Origin of the sequence: Amycolatopsis dendrobii (assembly GCF_014145675.1) — a bacterium.
Classification (GTDB): domain Bacteria; phylum Actinomycetota; class Actinomycetes; order Mycobacteriales; family Pseudonocardiaceae; genus Amycolatopsis; species Amycolatopsis dendrobii.
Genome location: NZ_JACGZW010000004.1, coordinates 128,593 through 144,944, shown reverse-complemented (window position 1 = coordinate 144,944; position 16,352 = coordinate 128,593). Strand labels below are relative to the sequence as shown.

Sequence of the window (16,352 nt, the reverse complement as noted above, 5' to 3'; positions counted from 1 at the left end):
GGCCCCACCCCTCCTGCGCTGAATTTCACCGCGGACTGAGATCCGGCTCGGGCGGAGCCGACCCGATCCGCTTCCACCGGCCTCCCGCCAGATCCTCGTAAGCGATCTCGATCTTGCTCGTCGACGCGCAGTAGAGCGCGACGATCGCGTCCCCGAGATCCACCCGTGCGAGCCGCCATTCGACGTGCCACGGCTCGCCGGGAAGGAGGACCGGGCAGTCCGTGTTCGCGACGACTTTCAGCGGCGGCCGAGACGGTGGCCGGTTGGTGTGCACCGCCACAACCCGGACGTTCACCATTGGTTCGGCGCCCGCGTGGCGCACCGAGATCGGCGGGAGCTGGCCCTGTTCCCGGCCAGTTTCCCAATCCGCTTTGACGTAGTACGCCTGGATCCGCGAGCGCTCCGCCTCGCGTGCTCGCTCGTGCCGGGACTCGGCACCAGCCAGCCAGAGCGCTGCCACGACAGCAGCGAACGCTCCGACACCGCCGACCCACTGGCCGAGCCCTGCCCAATCAGCCGAACCGAGCAGCGGCCGCGAGGACACGACAACAACGACGACAGCGGCCGCGATCAGCAGCCAAGGCCAACGCCTCATCGGCAGCCGCCGATCTTGCCGGTCCGCAGCCGCATCAGGACGACGCCGGCAACGGTGTGGTCGGGAACCAAGATCAACGGGCTCTCCCCTGTTCGCAGGTATGCCCGCAAGTCGCCGGAACCGCCGCGAGTGTTGCGCTCACTCGCCGTTACCCGGCCATTTCCCGCGCCGCTAACCTCAATCCCCACCACGCACCGCAGCCGCCCGCGAAGACAGTCGCTCCCGAGCCCGCGTCAGCGCCTCGATCCGCTCATCCAGCACAGCCAGCCGCCGATCCACCAAAGCCACCGCGCTTGACGACAAGCGCCGCGAGGGCAGGTCTCCCTGCAGACACGAGCCGAGCGGCCGGATGTCTTCCATCGTGAGCCCCGAGTCGAGCAGGTAGCGGATGTTCGCCACCCGCTCGATCGCGGACTCGTCGTAGTGCCGGTACCCGTTGTGGGAGCGGGCCGCGGTCAGCAAGCCCTGCTCCTCGTAGAACCTCAGCGCCCTGGTCGTCACGCCGGTGGCCTTCGCCAGCTCTCCGATCCGCACCGACCCGAGCGTACGCCGCTAAGCGATCACTGCGCCGCCGTCGACGGGCAGGACCACGCCGGTCAGGTAGTCCGCGTCGGGGCTGGCGAGCTGGACGATCCAGTGTGCGACTTCTTCCGGCCGGGCCAGGCGCCGCAAGGGAACCATCTCCTGCAGAGAGGCGTGCTGTGCTTGGGCTTGTTCGGCGGTCAGGCCCTCGCGGGCGTAGATCTCGGTGGCGACCGGGCCGGGTGCGACGGCGGTGACGCGGATGCCGCGCGGGGCGAGTTGCACTGCCCAGCTTCGGGTCAGCGACTCCAGGGCGGCTTTCGTCGCCGCGTAGAACTCGCGGCCCGCCATCGGCCAGCCGCGTTGGCCGATCGCGGTTGTCACATTGACGACGACGCCGTCGCTCAGGTGCGGCAGCACGGCTTGCACGAGGTAGACCGGCGCGAGCAGGTTCGTCGCGACTACTCCGTCGAACGCTCCGGGCTTGATTTCGCCCAGCGCGGCCGGTTCGACGATGCCCGCGTTGTTCACCAGCACGTCGATCCGGCCGAATTCGGCGAGCGCCGCGGCGGCGATCTCCTCCGCGGCGCCCGGCGAAGTGATGTCGGCGGCGAACGGGCGGATCCGCGAGAAGCCCTCCGCGGTTTCGGCGAGCCGCTCCGCGGTGCGGCCGACGACGAGGACGTCCGCGCCTCGCCGGGCGAACTCGCGTGCGGTGACCTGTCCGATGCCCGTTCCGCCGCCGGTGACGATCACGGCCTTGCCTTGAAACTGTCCTTCACTCATGTCATCCGACGCTAAACATTGCCGTATGCGCGAAGGTCAAGCCGCTCAGCGCACGCGGTCGTAAACCAGGGCCACTTCGCCGAGGGCACCGGCCTCCTGGTGCGGGACTGTCCACTTAGTACCCGGCAGGCCGTCGTCGAACAGGCGCGGGCCGCCGCCGGCGATTTGCGGGCAGATGGTCAGGTACAGGCGGTCGACCAAGTCCTCGGCCAGCAGCGCCTTGATCACGCTGACGCTGCTGTTGACCAGGATGTCGCCCTCGCCCTCGGCTTTGAGCGAGGCGACGACCTCGGCGGCGGGCGCGTTCACGATGCGCGTGCGCTCCCACGGGGATTCGGTGAGCGTGCTCGACAGGACCACCTTTTCCGTGTCCACCAGCCATTTCGCGTAACCGCGGTCGCGCGGGTCGGCGTTTTCGTCGGCGGCGACGGTCGGCCAGAAGCCGAGGAAGCCTTCCGCGTTGCGGCGGCCCAGCAGCGCGGTCGTCGCGTTTTCCCAGATGCGGGTCATCTGGTTGCGAGCGGTTTCCGTGGTGACGTAAGGGATGATCGCGCTCATGTCGCCGGGGCCTTCCGGGCCGTGGTAGCGGCCGTCGAGGGTCAGGGCGAGGTTGGCGGTGACACGACGTTCGGTCATGACTGGGTTTCCTTTCGGGTGATGACTTCGGTGAGGTGGTCGAGGACCTGTCCCCAGCCGGTTTCGATTCCGGCGATGGCGGACACGGCCTCGACGGTCGTCGCACTGATCTCCAGACCCAGCCGCAGCCGGGTGCCGCCGTTCGCCGCGGCGGCGAGGGCGAGGTCGTAGCGGCCGCTGAACGCGACGGCTCCGGCCGCGTCCAGCACCGACAGGTCGAACTCGAGCCGCTCGGTTTCGCGAGCGGTCCGGACCTGCCCTTCCGAGCGGTACGTGCCTTCGGCGTCGCGGTAGACGAGAACGACGCGCCCGCCCGGCTCCGGTTCGAGGACACACTCGGTGACAGTCAGGGACGGCGGGACCCACCACGACGCCAGCAGCCCGGCGTCCGTCCAGTACCGCCAGACCGTTTCCGGCGGCACCGGAAGCGCACGTTCGAAGGAGAACGCGCGGCCGTCGGCCCAGCGATCCCGGTCCGCGGCCGCGGTGTCGGCTTCGATCGCCGCGCGGTAGCGGTCGAGCACGTCGCGCTCCCCGGCGTGCGCCTCGATCGTCGCGGCCAGCTTCTGCAATTGGTCCGCATATTCCCGCAGCGGAGCCACTTCGGCCGCGTAGACCCGCCGTTGCCCGAGCGGGGCCATGGTGACCAGGCCGGCGCGAGCGAGGGTCTGCAGGTGCTTGGTCGTCTGCGGCTGCCGCAGCCCGGTCAGCTCAGCCAGCTCGCCGACCGACCGCGGCCGCTGCGCGAGCAGTTCGACCAGCTGCCACCTGGTGGTGTCTGCGAGTGCTGAGGCGATCCCGTCCATGCGGCAAAGTATTCACCACATCGAATATTCGTGTCAAGGAATTCTTTGTGCCTCGACTCAGCCGGGCAGCAGCCGGGCCGCGAGGTTGCGGACCGTCAGGCCCCGCTTCGTGCGCGGGACCAGCATCGATGCCGCCGTCCGGACCCCTCGCTGCTTGGGTTTCACGCGCGCTCGATGGGCCGCCTCGTAGCGCGCGAACGCCTCGGCGGGTGCGCCTTCAGCGAGCGCCGCGGCCAGGGTGTGCGCGCCGACGATCGCGAGGCTCGAACCGTCGCCGAGCAGGGAGACACAGGAAGCGGCGTCGCCGACCAGAGCGACCCGGCCGCGAGACCAGCGAGGCGGATCGACCACGGCGACCGCGTCGAAGAACACGTCGTCCGCCGCTTCGAAACGGGCCAGCAACTCCGGGACCCGCCAGCCGAGACCCCGGTAGGCGGCGGACACGATTTCCTTGCCCTGCCCGGGATCCGGCGCGCGGAAGATGAACGCGACGCCGGAGTTTCCCCGCACCGGATGGATCGCGACGAGCCTGCCCGGGGTGTTCAGCAGGACCACGTCCTCCGGATAGTCGGACGGCTCGCCAAGCGACACTGTCCCGACGTACAGCCCGGCGTGCCGGACGAACTTCTCCTCAGCGCCGAACACGAGCCGCCGCACCGCCGAGTGCACGCCGTCCGCACCGATCACCAGGTCGAACCGGCGCGGAGCAGCGTGCTCGAAGGTGACGTCGACCCCACCGTCGTCCTGCTGCAACGCGGTGACGGTGTCGCCGAAGAGGATTTCAGCGTCGTCACGCGCGGATTCGTACAGCGCAGCGGCGAGATCGGCTCGCGGAACCTCGATCTCCTTGCGCACCGCCATTCGCACCGTGGCCACCGAACGCCCGCGCGCGTTGAGCACCCGCAGCCGCTTCGCGTGCGTCGCGACTTCGCGCAACCGCGGCACGACGCCCATCGCGTCGGCCACCTCCATCGCGCCCGCGCGGACGTCCACCGGGTTGCCGCTGCTGCGCTGCCCAGCCGCCCGTTCCACGACGGTCGGCCGGAAACCGTTGCGCGCCAGCCAGAACGCGAGGGTCGAGCCAGCGATCCCGGCACCGCACACGAGCACGTCACGAGTCATGCGTCCGAAGATAACCGCACTCAGTGCAGATTTGCAACGAGTGCTTGTTTGCACTCACTGCCGTATGATCGCGGCATGTCGCTCCGTGAACGCAAGCGTGCCCGCACTCGCCAGGCTCTCATCGACGCGGCCATGGACCTATTCGAGCGCAACGGCTACGACGAGACGACGATCGCCGACATCGCCGCAGCCGCCGAGATCGGCACGCGCACGTTCTTCAGCTACTTCGCCAGCAAGGAAGAATTGCTGTTCCCGGACGCCGAAAGCCGGGTCCAAGCGTTGCTCGGCGCCCTCGCGAACCGCGCCCCGGACGACCGGCCGATCGACCTGCTGGTCCGCGTCCTCGCCGACGGCGGCGAGGTCAGCAACGACATCATCGGCAAGCTGACCCCGTTGCGGATGCGGCTGCTCCAGACCGTGCCCGCGATCCAGGGCCGGGCGCTGCACATCCAGTTCAACGCCGAGCGCCGGATCGCCGAAATCCTCGCCGAAGCCTTCCCCGAAGAACTCGACGACCTCACCGCCGCCGCGTTGACCGGCGCGTTCGCCGGCGCGGTGCGCGGAGCGTCTCAGGCCATGCTCGACCGTTCCGACGAACTGACGCCCGAACAGCGAGCCGAAGCGACCAGGCAGGCCATCGTCACGACGCTCGCGCCGCTGCTCAAGCGTGACTGACGTGCTCCGCGCACAGGCATGCCACCGCAGTGTCGATCCACTCTCGGCCTTCCCACTCCGGATGCCGCTTGATCAGCTCGTCCCGCACTTCCGCGATCACGGTCGCCTCGGCCATCCCTGAATCGCGGCGCCGCCAGGTCTCGTCGCGCAGCAGTTCGAGGTAGGCACGCAGGTCGTCGAGCAGTTCCGGACCGCTGATGTCGCCGTGGCCGGGCACGACGATTTCCGGGCGCTGCTCCGAAAGCTTCCGCATGACCTCGATCCAGCGGATCCCGGACACGTCGGTGTCGTGCGGCGGGAACCACGGGAAGATCGCGAACTGGCCAGTCTCGGCGAGGTCGCCGGTGAACAGCACGCCCGCGTCCGGGACCGTGACGACCTGGTCGCCCTTGCTGTGCGCGCGGCCGGTCGCGCGCAGCTGCACGACGCGACCGCCGAGGTCGAGGTCGTGCGCTGAGTCGTAGACGACGTCGGGGGCCGGCAGTTCGACGCCCTCCAGCTCGCGCGCGACCGGCTCCCCCAGACCGCGGAACATCCGCAGGTAACCGGGGCCTTTCTCGGCGAGGTCGGTCGCCTGGGCGCGGTTGACCAGGTAGGTCGCGGCACCGGCGAAAGTCTGGGCGCCGAACGCGTGCTCGGGGTGGAAATGCGTGGTGGTCAAGTAAATCCGGCGTCCGCGCGCATACTCGGTCGCGAAGTTCAGCACGGTTTCCGCGTTGCTCGGCCCCATGCCGGTCTCGACGACGAGCACGGAATGCGTCCCGCCGATGACCCCGACGTTCGGCACCAGCTGCACGCCCTGGTTCGGGACCACGACGAGGTCGCGGGCGAGTTCGCGCACCTGTGCGGTCTGCACGACGGGATCGGGATATGGGTAGTCGGCCATCGCCGGGGCTCCTCGACAAGTGCGGGATCAGTGACGGTTCCAGTCCAGCGCCGGGCCCGCACGGTGTCCAAGACCGATCCGCTTTTCCCGATACCGCGCGGGTATTGTCGCTGGTTGTGGATCTCCGTTCGCTCCGGTACTTCGTCGCGGTCGCCGAGGAACGCCACTTCGGCCGGGCGGCTGCGCGGCTGCACATGACCCAGCCGCCGCTGAGCCGCGCGATCAAACAGCTCGAAACCGACCTCGGCGCGATCCTGCTGGAGCGTTCACCGGCCGGGGTCGCGCTCACCGCCGCCGGAACAGCGCTCTACGACGAGGCCCGCACCCTGCTCGAAGGCGCGGACCAGGTCCGCGCGAAGGTCGCCGCGGCGGCCGGAGCGGGAACGCTCACGCTCGGCACCCTCGCCGACAGCTCGGAACCGGTCGGGATCCGGCTCGCGGGCGAATTCCGCGAACGGCATCCCGGCGTGCGGATCAGCGTCCGAGAGGCCGATCTCACCGACCCGACCACCGGCCTGCGCGCCGGGCTCGTGGACGTCGCGCTCACCCGGATTCCGTTCGACACCACCGGAATCCGCACGCACGTGCTGCGCTCCGACCCGATGGGCGTCGTCCTGCGCGCGGACGATCCGCTGGCCGGACGCGACGAGGTGCGCCGCGAGGACCTCGCCGACCGGACGTGGTTCCGGTTCCCGGACGGCACCGACCCGCAGTGGCAGGCGTTCTGGAGCGGCGGCGGAACCGGCGGCCCGGTCGTACGGACGGTGCACGAATGCCTGCAAGCCGTGCTGTGGAACGGAACCGTCGGGCTCGCGCCGCTCGCGCACTCGTTTCCCGAAGGCGTCACGACAGTCCCGCTCGCCGGCTGCCCGCCGAGCCAGCTCGTGGTCGCCTGGCGCGAGGACTCGACGCCGCCGCTGGTCCGCTCGTTCGTCGAACTCGCCGTGCGCATCGCCGGGCTCGACGGCCGCGAAGCCGCCGCGAACCCGTAGGCTGGGCCCGGACATCGGGGAGGTGTGGGCCGTGCCGGAACGCAATCCGCTGCGGATCCTGCGCAAATGCGCGGACTGGTTCGAAAACCGCGGCGTGTACATCCCCGGCGAGGAAAGCCGCGCGGTCGACCCGGTGCGCGATTTCGGCTGGCTCATGGTCGCCTGGGGCGCGGGGGTCGCGGTGTTCATCCTGTTGTTCGCGTTCGCGGTCTGAATCCCGACCTGCGTCTGTTGACATCGAGGTGACGACTGTCACCCCCCGTGCTCTTTCGATCACGGATCGGCCACGGGTGTACACCAGGTCCGCGTCTTCCGCACCGTGACGGCATTAGTGCCGCCAGAGTGGAGCGGGTCCGCCCGGCAACTACGCCGAACGGCACACCGCCCCACCCCGACTGGAGTACCCCCGCGATGGCGCCCCCGCGCACCCCGAAACTGCTGATGACCGCCTGCCTGCTGTTCTCCGTGGCAGCCTGCGGCGGCGTCAACGCTCGGGAAGGCTCCGCCGCGATGGGCGTCGGCAACCCGGCGGCGCAGCCCGCGGCCGCGCAGGCCTCCGGCGACCTGCAGTTCGGCGCCAACCATCGCTTCGCCAGCGGGATCACGGTCTCGCTGTCGGCCCCGCAGTCCTTCCAGCCGAGCCCGGCCGCGTATCCCCGCAGTGCTCGTGCGGCGGCGTTCTACATCCAGGTCACGAACAACGGCACCGATCCGTACCGGGTTTCCGCGCTGTCGGTCACCGCGACGGTCGCCGGGAAGCCGGCGAAGCAGATCGTGGACGCCACGCAGGGCCTTGGCGGCGTTTCCGACGCCGGGAAAGACCTGATGCCGGGCCGGTCTACGCAGGTCACGCTCGCTTTCGCGGTGCCGGCCGACAGTGCCCGGATGGCCGTGCAGGTGCGGCCGAGCACTGGTGAGCCCGCCGTCGTCACGTATTGCGGAGACGCCTGAATTACTCTCGTCCCCATGACCGACCAGCGACTTGCCGTGGGCGACGAAGCGCCCGGATTCACCCTGCCGGACAGCACCGGCAAGAACGTCTCGCTCAGCGACTTCCGCGGCCAGGCCGTGGTGGTGTACTTCTACCCGGCCGCGGGCACGCCCGGATGCACCAAGCAGGCCTGCGATTTCCGGGACAATCTCGCGGAGCTGAACGACGCGGGGTATCAGGTTCTGGGGATTTCGCCGGACAAGCCGGAGAAGCTGGCCAAGTTCGTCGAGGCGGAGAAGCTGACCTTCCCGCTGCTGTCCGATGTGGACAAAGAAGTGCTGTCCGCGTGGGGCGCGTTCGGGGAGAAGAAGAATTACGGGAGGATCGTGCAGGGCGTGATCCGCTCTACGTTCATCGTGGACGCGGAGGGGAAGATCGCCAAGGCCGCCTACAACGTGCGGGCTACCGGGCACGTGGCGAAGCTGATCCGGGATCTGGGGATTTCCGCCTGAGTTGCTTCCCGCGGCGCGGAGAGGCTGGACCGGCCTCTCCGCGCGATCGGTCAGCGACGCACCTGATAGCGCAGGTGCAGCACCCGGTCGCCCTGAACCGCGTCGGGGTTCTCCAGCAGGTGCTGTGCGGTGACTGAGCCGAAGTAGCGCTTGCCGGATCCGAAGACCACCGGCACCACGTCCATGCGCACCTCGTCGACCAGGCCCGCGGCTAGTGCTTGACCGCCGACGTCGCCGGCCGCGATCTCGACAACGCGGTCGCCCGCGAGTTCTTGTGCCTTGGCCACGGCCGCCTTGACGCCGTCGACGAAGTGGAACGGCGCCTGGGGGTCCCAGCCTTCGGGTGCTGGGCGGTGGGTCACGACGACCACATGGTCGATCCCGCTCGGCGGTTTCCCGTCCCAGCCGTCGGTCAGGTCGAAGACGTGGCGGCCCGCGACGGTCGCTCCGATCCGGTCCCAGTACGAGCGGGTGTAGTCGTACGAGGCCTGCGACACCTTCAGTACGCCGCTCTCGTCCAGCGGGACGTCGCCGCTGGTCAGCCAGTCGAACAGCGGACCGGGCTGGTCGTTTTCGTCGGCGATGAAGCCGTCCGCCGACACCGAGCTGTACATGACGACCTTGCCCACGGGGGTTCTCCTCTGCTTCAGGTGGCCCCAAATTAGCCGGTCGCGCGCGGTCGCTCTTGTAAGAAATCAATCGGCGGGCAGCGGCCAGCCGTCCAGGGTGTGGCCGGGATGTTCGCGCCGGAACCGCCGCCGGACTTCGAGGTACTGGGTCGGCGTGAAACCGGTGAACGCCCGGAACTCGTGGCCGAAGTGGGCCTGGTCGAAGTAGCCCGCGCGACCGGCGAGGTCGCCCCAGTCGATCGGTCCGGCGAGGTCGATCGCGAACACGGTGGCGGTGAAGCGGTGGGTGCGGGCCAAGCGCTTCGGGGTGACGCCGACGAGCGCCTTGAACCGTTGTGCCAAGTGGGTGCTGCTGACCCCGGCGGCCTCGCTCAGAGCGCCGATCGCTACCGCGCCGCTGGTCGCCGCGATGATGCTGCTCGTGTGGCGGACCAGGCCCAAGCCAGCGGTATCGGTCAGCCGTCGCATCAGTTCATCTTCGAGAAGCGCCAGCATTTCGTGCGGTCCGGTCGCCGTAGCTAGCCGGTCGCGCAGTTCCGCGATGGCGGGTCGGCCCCAGACCTGTTCTATCGTCACCGGCCGGTCGCACAGTTCGGCTGCGGGCATCGGCAGGAACGGTGCCAGGCCCCATGGTTTGAAGTGCACGCCGACGGAACAAGTCTCGGGCGGGTAGCCGAATTCGTACGCGCGAGTCGGCATGGTGATCACGCAGCCGTCGGCGTACTCGGCTGTCTCGAGATCGGTGCGGATCCGGAACGGCGCGCCGAGATTGACGATGAGCAGCGCGGAAGGCGCCGGTGGCAACGTCAGCCGGGCGTACGGCGGCGTGCCCGCCAGGCAGTAGAGGTCGTCGATCAGCCCGTCCAGCGGCGGCCTCGGCGCTCGGGACGCGTACTCCACGCACCCAGCATTGCCGAGAAACGCCAGCCAGCGCTACTCCCGGGGGAATCGCAGAGTGAAGGTGGTGCCGTGCCCGGGGGTGCTGGTGGCGGTGACTTCGCCGCCGTGAGCTTCGGCTAGTTTCCGGACGATTGCCAGGCCTAGCCCGCTGCCGCCGGACACTCGGCTTCGGGAAGGATCCGCGCGCCAGAAACGGTCGAAAACCCGGGGCAGATCCTCGGGGGCGATACCGGTGCCAGTATCGGTTACTTCGAAGATCGCGTCGTTCTCGACTTGCTTCGCGGTGACGGTGACCGAACCGCCGGGCGGGGTGTGGCGGATCGCGTTCGAGACCAGGTTGTCCAGGACTTGGCGCAAGCGCACGGGATCCGCGGTGATGGCCGGGTTTTCCATGGGCGGGACGGACAACCGGACGTCGGCGGATTCGGCGCGCGGGGCGTGCGCGGCGGCGAGGTGGGCGAGCAGGGTGTTGGCGTCGACGGGTTCGGGGTGGACGCGCAGCGCTCCGGCGTCGGCCAGGGCCAGGTCTTGCAGGTCGTCCACGATGTGCTGCAAGTGGACCGCCTCTTCCAGCAGGGAGGCGACCAGTTCGTCGTCGAACTGGCTGATGCCGTCCTGCGCCGCTTCCAGCCAGCCTCGGATGGTGGCCAGCGGGGTGCGCAGTTCGTGCGCGACGTCGCTGACCATCGCTTTGCGGGCGTTCTCCAGCTCTTCCCTTGCCCGCGCCATCTCGTTGAACGCGGTGGCCAGCCGGGCGATCTCGTCCTTGCCTTTGACCCGGACCCTGGCGCCCGTCTCGCCGGCTTTCAGGCGCTGGGCCGCGCCGGTCAACGCGCGAAGAGGGCGGATCAGGCGGATCGACGCCAGTGCGGTGACGATGACCGTCAGCAGCAGGATCGCAGCGGTGACGGCGACCAGTTTCGTGCGGTTTTCCGGGGAGAGGGTGAAGCCGGTCGGCGGCTGGTCGGTGCCCTTTTCGGTGATGTAGAGCCAGGCCGCGGGGGCTACGAAGGGGGTCAGCTGCTCTTTGCGGGCCGAGGTCACGCAGTTGGTGATCGTCTGGTCGGTGGCCTGCACGACCGGGCCGTCGAAGGTCCACAACAGACCCAGTTTGGCTACCGGGACCGTGCTGTCGTTGCGGCCGAGACAGGCGTCGATCAGGCCGGACAGCTTGGCCAGGGCGGCTCGCTCGGTCTCGGTCGGGCGTTCGAGCAGAGCGGTGCCGCATTGGGCGGTGCCTGCCGGGGCGATGACCCGCGGGTGGCCGCTCGGGGAGATTTCCAGGCTGCCGAGGCCGGTTCTGCGCTGGGTGCAGGACAGGACCTTGTCGGCAATTTCCTGGAGCTCCTCGCGTTCGTCGGCGGGGAGTTTGTACGGGCCGACCGCGTCGGGGTCGATGCGGTCCGGGGTGGATTTGACGCCCAGCCGGGTGTCGACCGCCAACGGATCGATGACCGCGGACGGCTGCGGCGGGAGTGTGCCCGGATTCTGTTCCGAACTCGCGATCAGCTTTCCCTGCGGGGTGGTCAGGACGATTTTACGGCCGGTTTTCTCCGCGTAGTCACTGATTGTTCTGGTCGCTCCGGACCAGGTCGGATGGGTGGCCGCGTACGAAAGGAGGGCCTGGTAGATCGTGCCGTCGTCGGCGAAGAGCTGGCCCTGTTCCCGTTCGATGGCACCGGAAGTGGTCCGGGAGGCCAGCCAGGCGGTGGCGGCGATGGCACACACCGCGATGGCCGCGGTTACCGCGAAGAGGCGGAAGAGCAGGCTACGGGGCATCGGACTTCGCGGTCAGTTTGTAGCCCACGCCGTAAACCGTCAGGAGTTTCGCGGGTTTTCTGGGATTGGCCTCGATTTTCTTTCTGAGGTTCATGACGTGCACGTCAATGGCGCGCTGAGTGATGTAGCGGTCGAAGCCGTGCAGATGTTCCAGCAGTTGCGCCCTGGTGAAAACCTGGTCCGGCCGGGCGGCCATGACCTCCAGGATCCGGAATTCCCCCGGGGTAGTTTCGATCGGGTTTCCGCTTACCGCGACCTCGTGCCTTTCCTTGTCGACGGTCAGGGTGCCGACTTTGATCGGACCGTCTTTGGCCGAGTGCGTTCTCCGGAGGAGGGTCCGGACCCTCGCCATGAGCTCGCGCGGGCTGTAGGGCTTGGTGACGTAATCGTCCGCGCCAAGGTCGAGGCCCTGGAGCAGGTCGTCCTCGGTCGAGCGGGCGGTGAGCATGAGGATCGGCAGGTCGGACGAGGCCCGGATGGTCCGGCAGACGGTCAGGCCGTTCATGCCCGGGAGCATCACGTCCAGGATCAGGAGATCGGGTTCCGCCGTGCGGATTTCCGCCAGTGCGGCCTCGCCGGTGGGCGCGACGATCACGGTGTGCTGCTCGTGTTCCAGGTAGCGGCGGACCAGTTCCGCTTGTTTGGGATCGTCTTCGGCTAGGACGATATTGGCGCACATGCCTGCCGAGACTAGCCGCAGGCCCACCCCGGAGCCACCAGCGCGGCTCCGGGGCAGGCGCGGCAGTTATGCGTCAGCCAGTTTTCGCAAGGCCGGCAGAAGTGCGCGCAAGGCTTTGCCGCGATGCGAGGCGGCGTCTTTTTCCGCCGGGCTCAGTTCCGCGCTGGTTTTCGTTTCGTTTTCCGGCACGAAGATCGGGTCGTAGCCGAAACCGTTGGTACCGTGCTTTTCCCGCGTCAGCGTGCCGCGCCATTCGCCCCGGACCGTGGTGGTCTCGCCGGAGGGGAGAGCCAGCACGGCGGCGCAGACGAAGGCCGCGCCCCGGCGCTCGTCCGGGGTGTCGGTCAGCTGCGCCAGCACCAGGTTCAGGTTCGCTTCGTCGTCGCCGTGCTTGCCGGACCAACGAGCCGACAGGACGCCGGGCATGCCGTTCAACGCGTCCACAGTCAGGCCCGAGTCGTCCGCGATGGCGGGCAATCCGGTGGCGGCCACCGCGTCCCGTGCTTTGGCCTCGGCGTTGCCTTCGAAATCGGGCGCGGTTTCCGGGGCTTCCGGGAACTCCTCGACGTCGTTCAGGCCGAGCACCTCGACGCCCTGGATGCCTTCCGCCTCCAGGATCCGGCGCAGTTCGCCCAGCTTCTTCGCGTTCCGGGTGGCCAGCAGCAGCTTGGTCACTTCTGGCCCTTCTTCTTGTCCGGACGCGGTTCCGGCAGCTCGCCCGGGTACGGCAGCGCCAGCGCCTCGTTCTGCAGCCGGGTCAGTTCCTCGCAGCCCGCCAGCGCCAGGTCGAGCATGGTGTCCAAAGTGGACCGCGCGAAAGTCGCTCCTTCGCCGGTGCCCTGGACCTCGATGAGGGTTCCGGCGTCGGTGGCGACCACGTTCATGTCGACCTCGGCGCGCGAATCCTCCTCGTACGGAAGGTCGAGGCGCACCCGGCCGTCCACGACGCCGACGCTCACCGCGGCCACCGAGGACGACAGCGGCTGCGGGTCGTTGAGCCGGTTCGCCGCGCCCAGCCAGGTGATCGCGTCCGCCAGCGCCACGTACCCGCCGGTGACCGCGGCGGTGCGGGTGCCGCCGTCCGCCTGGATCACGTCGCAGTCGATGACGATGGTGTTCTCGCCGAGCGCGGCCAGGTCGATGCACGCGCGCAGGGAGCGGCCGATCAGCCGGGAGATCTCGTGCGTCCGGCCGCCGATCCGGCCCTTGACCGCTTCGCGGTCGCTGCGGGTGTTGGTCGCGGACGGGAGCATCGCGTACTCCGCGGTCACCCAGCCGAGACCGGACCCGGCACGCCAGCGCGGCACACCCTCGGTCACGCTCGCCGCGCACAGCACCCTGGTGTTGCCGAACTCGACGAGCACCGACCCGGCAGGCCACTTCTGGAACCCGCGGGTGAGCTTCACTTCGCGGAGCTGGTCGTCGTTCCTGCCATCTTTTCTCACCACGCAGCAGACGATACTGCGTGGCAACGCCACTTCCGTTGAGGGTGGTGGAGGGGAGGAAGGCGGAGCTAGGACGTACCTCTGACACTTTCGCGATCAGAGGTCGTAGACCGCGCCTTGCGTCACCAGTTCAGCGTCCGGGAATACCGCCTTGGCCTCGGCCAAGACAGCGTTGCGATCGGTCCACGGCGCGACGTGGGTCAGCAGCAGGCGACCGACTCCGGCTTCTTTGGCCAGTTCACCAGCTTCTTTCCCGGAGAGGTGCACGCCTTGCGGACGATCGGCGGCATCGGTCCAGGACGCTTCGGAAAGCAGGACATCGACGCCGTCGGCCAATTCGCCGAGGCCGCGGCACAGTCCGGTGTCGCCGGTGTACGCGAGGATGGTGCCGCCGTACGCGATGCGTAGGCCGAATGCAGGCGTCGGGTGGTACACAGCGACAGCGGTCACGTCGAAGGGACCGATCTCGATCGTCTCTTCGCGCAGCTCCTGGAATTCGTACACGTCCGACAGATCCACAGCGGCTCGCTCAGCCGCATCGGCCGCGTACGCGTGCGCAAGGCGCGAAGGCGCGTCTGCTGGTGCGTACACCGGCAACCGTCGCGGCCGCGCGGGATATGGCGGCGCGGGATGGTAGCGGCGAAGCACCGTCAGAGAGTTGACGTCGGCGCAGTGGTCGGCATGCAGGTGCGAAAGGACGAGCGCGTCGAGGTCGAACGGGTCCAGCACGGTCTGCAATTGGGCGAACGCGCCCGAGCCCAGCTCGAGACCGAGCCGGTAGCCCTCCGCCTCCAGGAGGTACCCGGACGCGGCGGCGTTCGGTCCGGGAATGCTGCCCGAACACCCGAGGATCGTCAGTCGCACCCCGTCACCCTAACTCCGCTCAGCGCCACCGCAGCGTCACGCGCTCACCGGGTCGAGCGCACCCGGCGCGAAGCCCATGAACCGCTGCGCCAAGCGGGCGAACGGCTCCGGCGAACCGGTGGCGAGGAACTCGTGCCGCGGCGGCTCGTCGCGTTCGGCGAGCAGGTCGAGTTCGGTCAGCACGCGGTAGAGGTCCTTGGCGGTTTCGTCGGCGCTGGAGACGAGCGTGACGTCCTGTCCCATCACGATCTGCAGCACGCCGGACAGCAGCGGATAGTGCGTGCAGCCGAGGATGAGCGTGTCGACTTCGGCTTCGAGCAACGGCTGCAGATAGCCCTGTGCCAGACCGAGGATCTGTCGGCCGGTCGTGATGCCGCGCTCCACGAAGTCCACGAAGCGCGGGCAGGCGACGCTGGTGAGGCGTACGTCGGGCGCGGCGGCGAAGGCGTCGTCGTACGCCCTCGAACGCACAGTGCCTTCGGTGCCGATCAGACCGACGCGTCCGCTGTGCGTGGCGACTGCGGCCCGGCGCGCGGCCGGAAGGACCACTTCGATGACAGGTACGTCGTAGCGTTCGCGCGCGTCGCGAAGGCAGGCCGCGGACGCTGTGTTGCACGCGATCACCAACGCCTTCACCCCGCTCTCGACCATGTCGTCGAGAGCGGCCAACGCGTACTCGCGAGCGGTGGCGATGGGCAGCGGGCCGTACGGGTTGCGCGCGGTGTCGCCGACGTAGCGCAACTGTTCGGCAGGCAGCAGTTCGAGAATCGAGCGTGCGACAGTGAGCCCGCCGACGCCGGAGTCGAAAACACCGATGGGCGCGCCTGAAGAACTCACATCCCGAGGTTACCCGGGGTCGTCGGCTCGGTCTTCGGGGCTTTGACCCGTTCCCCGCGTGAGGTCAGCCACGCGGCGAGGATGCCGGCCAGCGCGCCGAAGAGGTGGCCCTGCCAGGAGATGCCGGGGTTGCCGGGCAGCAGGCCCCAGAGCATCCCGCTCCAGATGCCGAGCAGCACGACGGCGACCGCGATCTGCGCGAGCGACCGGTGGAAAAGACCGCGCACCAGCAGGTACGCGAGCCAGCCGAAGGCGAGGCCGGACGCGCCGACGGTGTAGGCGTTCGACGGTCCGACCAGCCACACGCCGAGCCCGGAAACCAGCCAGATGATCGCGGTGACCACGGCGAACCGGCCGATGCCCGCCGCCATCGCGAGGAAGGAGAAGACCAGCACCGGCACCGTGTTGGAGAACAGGTGCGACCAGTTGGCGTGCAGCAGCGGCGCCCAGAGGATGCCGTCCAGGCTGGACGCGTCCCGCGACAGGATCCCGCCGTCGGTGAACTTGCCCGGCAGGATCACGTCGAGCAGTTCCACGAGGTACAGCACCGCCACGAACCCCAGCGCGACGAACGCCGCGGCCTTGGGATTGGGCGGCAGGATGCGCTTCGCGGCGTCGACCGGCTTGCCGCTGCCAGCAGCGGGCGGCGGCGACGCCGGCGGGAGGGGAGGCAGTGTGCTCACGCCCTCAGGCTACGTCGGCGGGAGGCGGACGGCCTCGGGAGAAATCCCTGAACTTCACTCCGGGTGAGCGGTC

General features: G+C 69.0%; 21 protein-coding genes. 5 read left to right on the top strand and 16 right to left on the bottom strand.

Annotated elements, in window-relative coordinates:
• Window positions 1-25 precede the first annotated feature (25 nt).
• The 6 genes from H4281_RS12485 to H4281_RS12460 form a co-directional block, all read right to left on the bottom strand.
• Window positions 26-595: a hypothetical protein gene (locus tag H4281_RS12485; protein ID WP_182891041.1), complete on the bottom strand. Its 570-nt coding sequence runs from the start codon at window positions 593-595 to the stop codon at window positions 26-28.
• 177 nt (window positions 596-772) lie between these two features.
• Window positions 773-1,129, bottom strand: coding sequence for a MerR family transcriptional regulator (locus H4281_RS12480; RefSeq protein WP_182891040.1), 357 nt, complete (start codon window positions 1,127-1,129; stop codon window positions 773-775).
• Between the two features lie 18 nt (window positions 1,130-1,147).
• On the bottom strand, window positions 1,148-1,903 hold the full coding sequence (locus tag H4281_RS12475) for an SDR family NAD(P)-dependent oxidoreductase (protein WP_182891039.1): 756 nt from the start codon (window positions 1,901-1,903) through the stop codon (window positions 1,148-1,150).
• A gap of 45 nt (window positions 1,904-1,948) precedes the next feature.
• Window positions 1,949-2,539 carry a dihydrofolate reductase family protein gene (locus H4281_RS12470; protein ID WP_182891038.1) on the bottom strand — a complete coding sequence of 197 codons (591 nt, stop codon included), beginning with the start codon at window positions 2,537-2,539 and terminating at the stop codon, window positions 1,949-1,951.
• Complete coding sequence (locus H4281_RS12465) at window positions 2,536-3,345, bottom strand: metalloregulator ArsR/SmtB family transcription factor (RefSeq protein ID WP_182891037.1); 810 nt, start codon at window positions 3,343-3,345, stop codon at window positions 2,536-2,538. Before H4281_RS12465 ends, H4281_RS12470 begins: the two co-directional genes overlap by 4 nt.
• 57 nt (window positions 3,346-3,402) lie before the next feature.
• Window positions 3,403-4,467: an FAD-dependent oxidoreductase gene (locus H4281_RS12460; protein WP_182891036.1), complete on the bottom strand. Its 1,065-nt coding sequence runs from the start codon at window positions 4,465-4,467 to the stop codon at window positions 3,403-3,405.
• Window positions 4,468-4,542: 75 nt separating this feature from the next.
• On the opposite strand from H4281_RS12460, the gene H4281_RS12455 reads away from it, so the two are divergent.
• Window positions 4,543-5,142, top strand: a complete 600-nt coding sequence (locus tag H4281_RS12455) for a TetR/AcrR family transcriptional regulator (RefSeq protein WP_182891035.1) — start codon at window positions 4,543-4,545, stop codon at window positions 5,140-5,142.
• Here the strand turns inward: H4281_RS12455 and H4281_RS12450 are convergent.
• Window positions 5,129-6,028 carry an MBL fold metallo-hydrolase gene (locus H4281_RS12450; protein ID WP_182891034.1) on the bottom strand — a complete coding sequence of 300 codons (900 nt, stop codon included), beginning with the start codon at window positions 6,026-6,028 and terminating at the stop codon, window positions 5,129-5,131. The genes H4281_RS12455 and H4281_RS12450 overlap by 14 nt on opposite strands.
• A gap of 116 nt (window positions 6,029-6,144) precedes the next feature.
• On the opposite strand from H4281_RS12450, the gene H4281_RS12445 reads away from it, so the two are divergent.
• The 4 genes from H4281_RS12445 to bcp all read left to right on the top strand — a co-directional run bounded on the left by H4281_RS12445 (window position 6,145) and on the right by bcp (window position 8,463).
• Window positions 6,145-7,020, top strand: a complete 876-nt coding sequence (locus tag H4281_RS12445; protein ID WP_182891033.1) for a LysR family transcriptional regulator — start codon at window positions 6,145-6,147, stop codon at window positions 7,018-7,020.
• Between the two features lie 31 nt (window positions 7,021-7,051).
• Window positions 7,052-7,234: a hypothetical protein gene (locus tag H4281_RS12440; RefSeq protein ID WP_037358542.1), complete on the top strand. Its 183-nt coding sequence runs from the start codon at window positions 7,052-7,054 to the stop codon at window positions 7,232-7,234.
• 197 nt (window positions 7,235-7,431) lie between these two features.
• Window positions 7,432-7,971, top strand: coding sequence for a DUF4352 domain-containing protein (locus H4281_RS12435; RefSeq protein WP_182891032.1), 540 nt, complete (start codon window positions 7,432-7,434; stop codon window positions 7,969-7,971).
• 15 nt (window positions 7,972-7,986) lie between these two features.
• Window positions 7,987-8,463: a thioredoxin-dependent thiol peroxidase gene (gene bcp, locus H4281_RS12430; RefSeq protein ID WP_182891031.1), complete on the top strand. Its 477-nt coding sequence runs from the start codon at window positions 7,987-7,989 to the stop codon at window positions 8,461-8,463.
• A gap of 50 nt (window positions 8,464-8,513) precedes the next feature.
• Here bcp and H4281_RS12425 read toward each other — a convergent pair whose 3' ends face one another.
• The 9 genes from H4281_RS12425 to H4281_RS12385 form a co-directional block, all read right to left on the bottom strand.
• Window positions 8,514-9,092, bottom strand: coding sequence for a dihydrofolate reductase family protein (locus tag H4281_RS12425; RefSeq protein WP_182891030.1), 579 nt, complete (start codon window positions 9,090-9,092; stop codon window positions 8,514-8,516).
• A gap of 66 nt (window positions 9,093-9,158) precedes the next feature.
• Window positions 9,159-9,992 carry a helix-turn-helix domain-containing protein gene (locus H4281_RS12420; protein WP_182891029.1) on the bottom strand — a complete coding sequence of 278 codons (834 nt, stop codon included), beginning with the start codon at window positions 9,990-9,992 and terminating at the stop codon, window positions 9,159-9,161.
• Between the two features lie 33 nt (window positions 9,993-10,025).
• On the bottom strand, window positions 10,026-11,771 hold the full coding sequence (locus H4281_RS12415; RefSeq protein WP_182891028.1) for a sensor histidine kinase: 1,746 nt from the start codon (window positions 11,769-11,771) through the stop codon (window positions 10,026-10,028).
• A complete protein-coding gene (locus tag H4281_RS12410; RefSeq protein WP_182891027.1) occupies window positions 11,761-12,450 on the bottom strand; it encodes a response regulator transcription factor in 690 nt (229 codons plus the stop codon). Before H4281_RS12410 ends, H4281_RS12415 begins: the two co-directional genes overlap by 11 nt.
• 66 nt (window positions 12,451-12,516) lie before the next feature.
• Window positions 12,517-13,125, bottom strand: a complete 609-nt coding sequence (gene rdgB / locus H4281_RS12405; protein WP_182891026.1) for an RdgB/HAM1 family non-canonical purine NTP pyrophosphatase — start codon at window positions 13,123-13,125, stop codon at window positions 12,517-12,519.
• Window positions 13,122-13,898 carry a ribonuclease PH gene (rph, locus tag H4281_RS12400; protein ID WP_182891025.1) on the bottom strand — a complete coding sequence of 259 codons (777 nt, stop codon included), beginning with the start codon at window positions 13,896-13,898 and terminating at the stop codon, window positions 13,122-13,124. The genes rdgB and rph overlap by 4 nt, the downstream gene beginning before the upstream one ends.
• Before the next feature lie 93 nt (window positions 13,899-13,991).
• The gene (locus H4281_RS12395; RefSeq protein WP_182891024.1) at window positions 13,992-14,759 is read right to left on the bottom strand and encodes an MBL fold metallo-hydrolase; all 768 of its coding nucleotides are present in this window, start codon (window positions 14,757-14,759) and stop codon (window positions 13,992-13,994) included.
• A 36-nt stretch (window positions 14,760-14,795) separates the two neighbouring features.
• The gene (gene murI, locus H4281_RS12390) at window positions 14,796-15,596 is read right to left on the bottom strand and encodes a glutamate racemase (protein ID WP_182891023.1); all 801 of its coding nucleotides are present in this window, start codon (window positions 15,594-15,596) and stop codon (window positions 14,796-14,798) included.
• Window positions 15,593-16,279 (bottom strand): rhomboid family intramembrane serine protease, encoded by a 687-nt coding sequence (locus tag H4281_RS12385; RefSeq protein WP_370648124.1) that lies wholly within the window; start codon window positions 16,277-16,279, stop codon window positions 15,593-15,595. The genes murI and H4281_RS12385 overlap by 4 nt, the downstream gene beginning before the upstream one ends.
• Window positions 16,280-16,352: the final 73 nt, after the last annotated feature.

What these genes read in the sequence shown, in the direction of transcription:
- H4281_RS12485 (WP_182891041.1), bottom strand. Translation starts at nt 595, where the DNA reads ATGAGGCGTTGGCCTTGGCTGCTGATCGCGGCCGCTGTCGTCGTTGTT.
- H4281_RS12475 (WP_182891039.1), bottom strand. Translation starts at nt 1,903, where the DNA reads ATGAGTGAAGGACAGTTTCAAGGCAAGGCCGTGATCGTCACCGGCGGC.
- H4281_RS12470 (WP_182891038.1), bottom strand. Translation starts at nt 2,539, where the DNA reads ATGACCGAACGTCGTGTCACCGCCAACCTCGCCCTGACCCTCGACGGC.
- H4281_RS12465 (WP_182891037.1), bottom strand. Translation starts at nt 3,345, where the DNA reads ATGGACGGGATCGCCTCAGCACTCGCAGACACCACCAGGTGGCAGCTG.
- H4281_RS12460 (WP_182891036.1), bottom strand. Translation starts at nt 4,467, where the DNA reads ATGACTCGTGACGTGCTCGTGTGCGGTGCCGGGATCGCTGGCTCGACC.
- H4281_RS12455 (WP_182891035.1), top strand. Translation starts at nt 4,543, where the DNA reads ATGTCGCTCCGTGAACGCAAGCGTGCCCGCACTCGCCAGGCTCTCATC.
- H4281_RS12450 (WP_182891034.1), bottom strand. Translation starts at nt 6,028, where the DNA reads ATGGCCGACTACCCATATCCCGATCCCGTCGTGCAGACCGCACAGGTG.
- H4281_RS12435 (WP_182891032.1), top strand. Translation starts at nt 7,432, where the DNA reads ATGGCGCCCCCGCGCACCCCGAAACTGCTGATGACCGCCTGCCTGCTG.
- bcp (WP_182891031.1), top strand. Translation starts at nt 7,987, where the DNA reads ATGACCGACCAGCGACTTGCCGTGGGCGACGAAGCGCCCGGATTCACC.
- H4281_RS12415 (WP_182891028.1), bottom strand. Translation starts at nt 11,771, where the DNA reads ATGCCCCGTAGCCTGCTCTTCCGCCTCTTCGCGGTAACCGCGGCCATC.
- H4281_RS12410 (WP_182891027.1), bottom strand. Translation starts at nt 12,450, where the DNA reads ATGTGCGCCAATATCGTCCTAGCCGAAGACGATCCCAAACAAGCGGAA.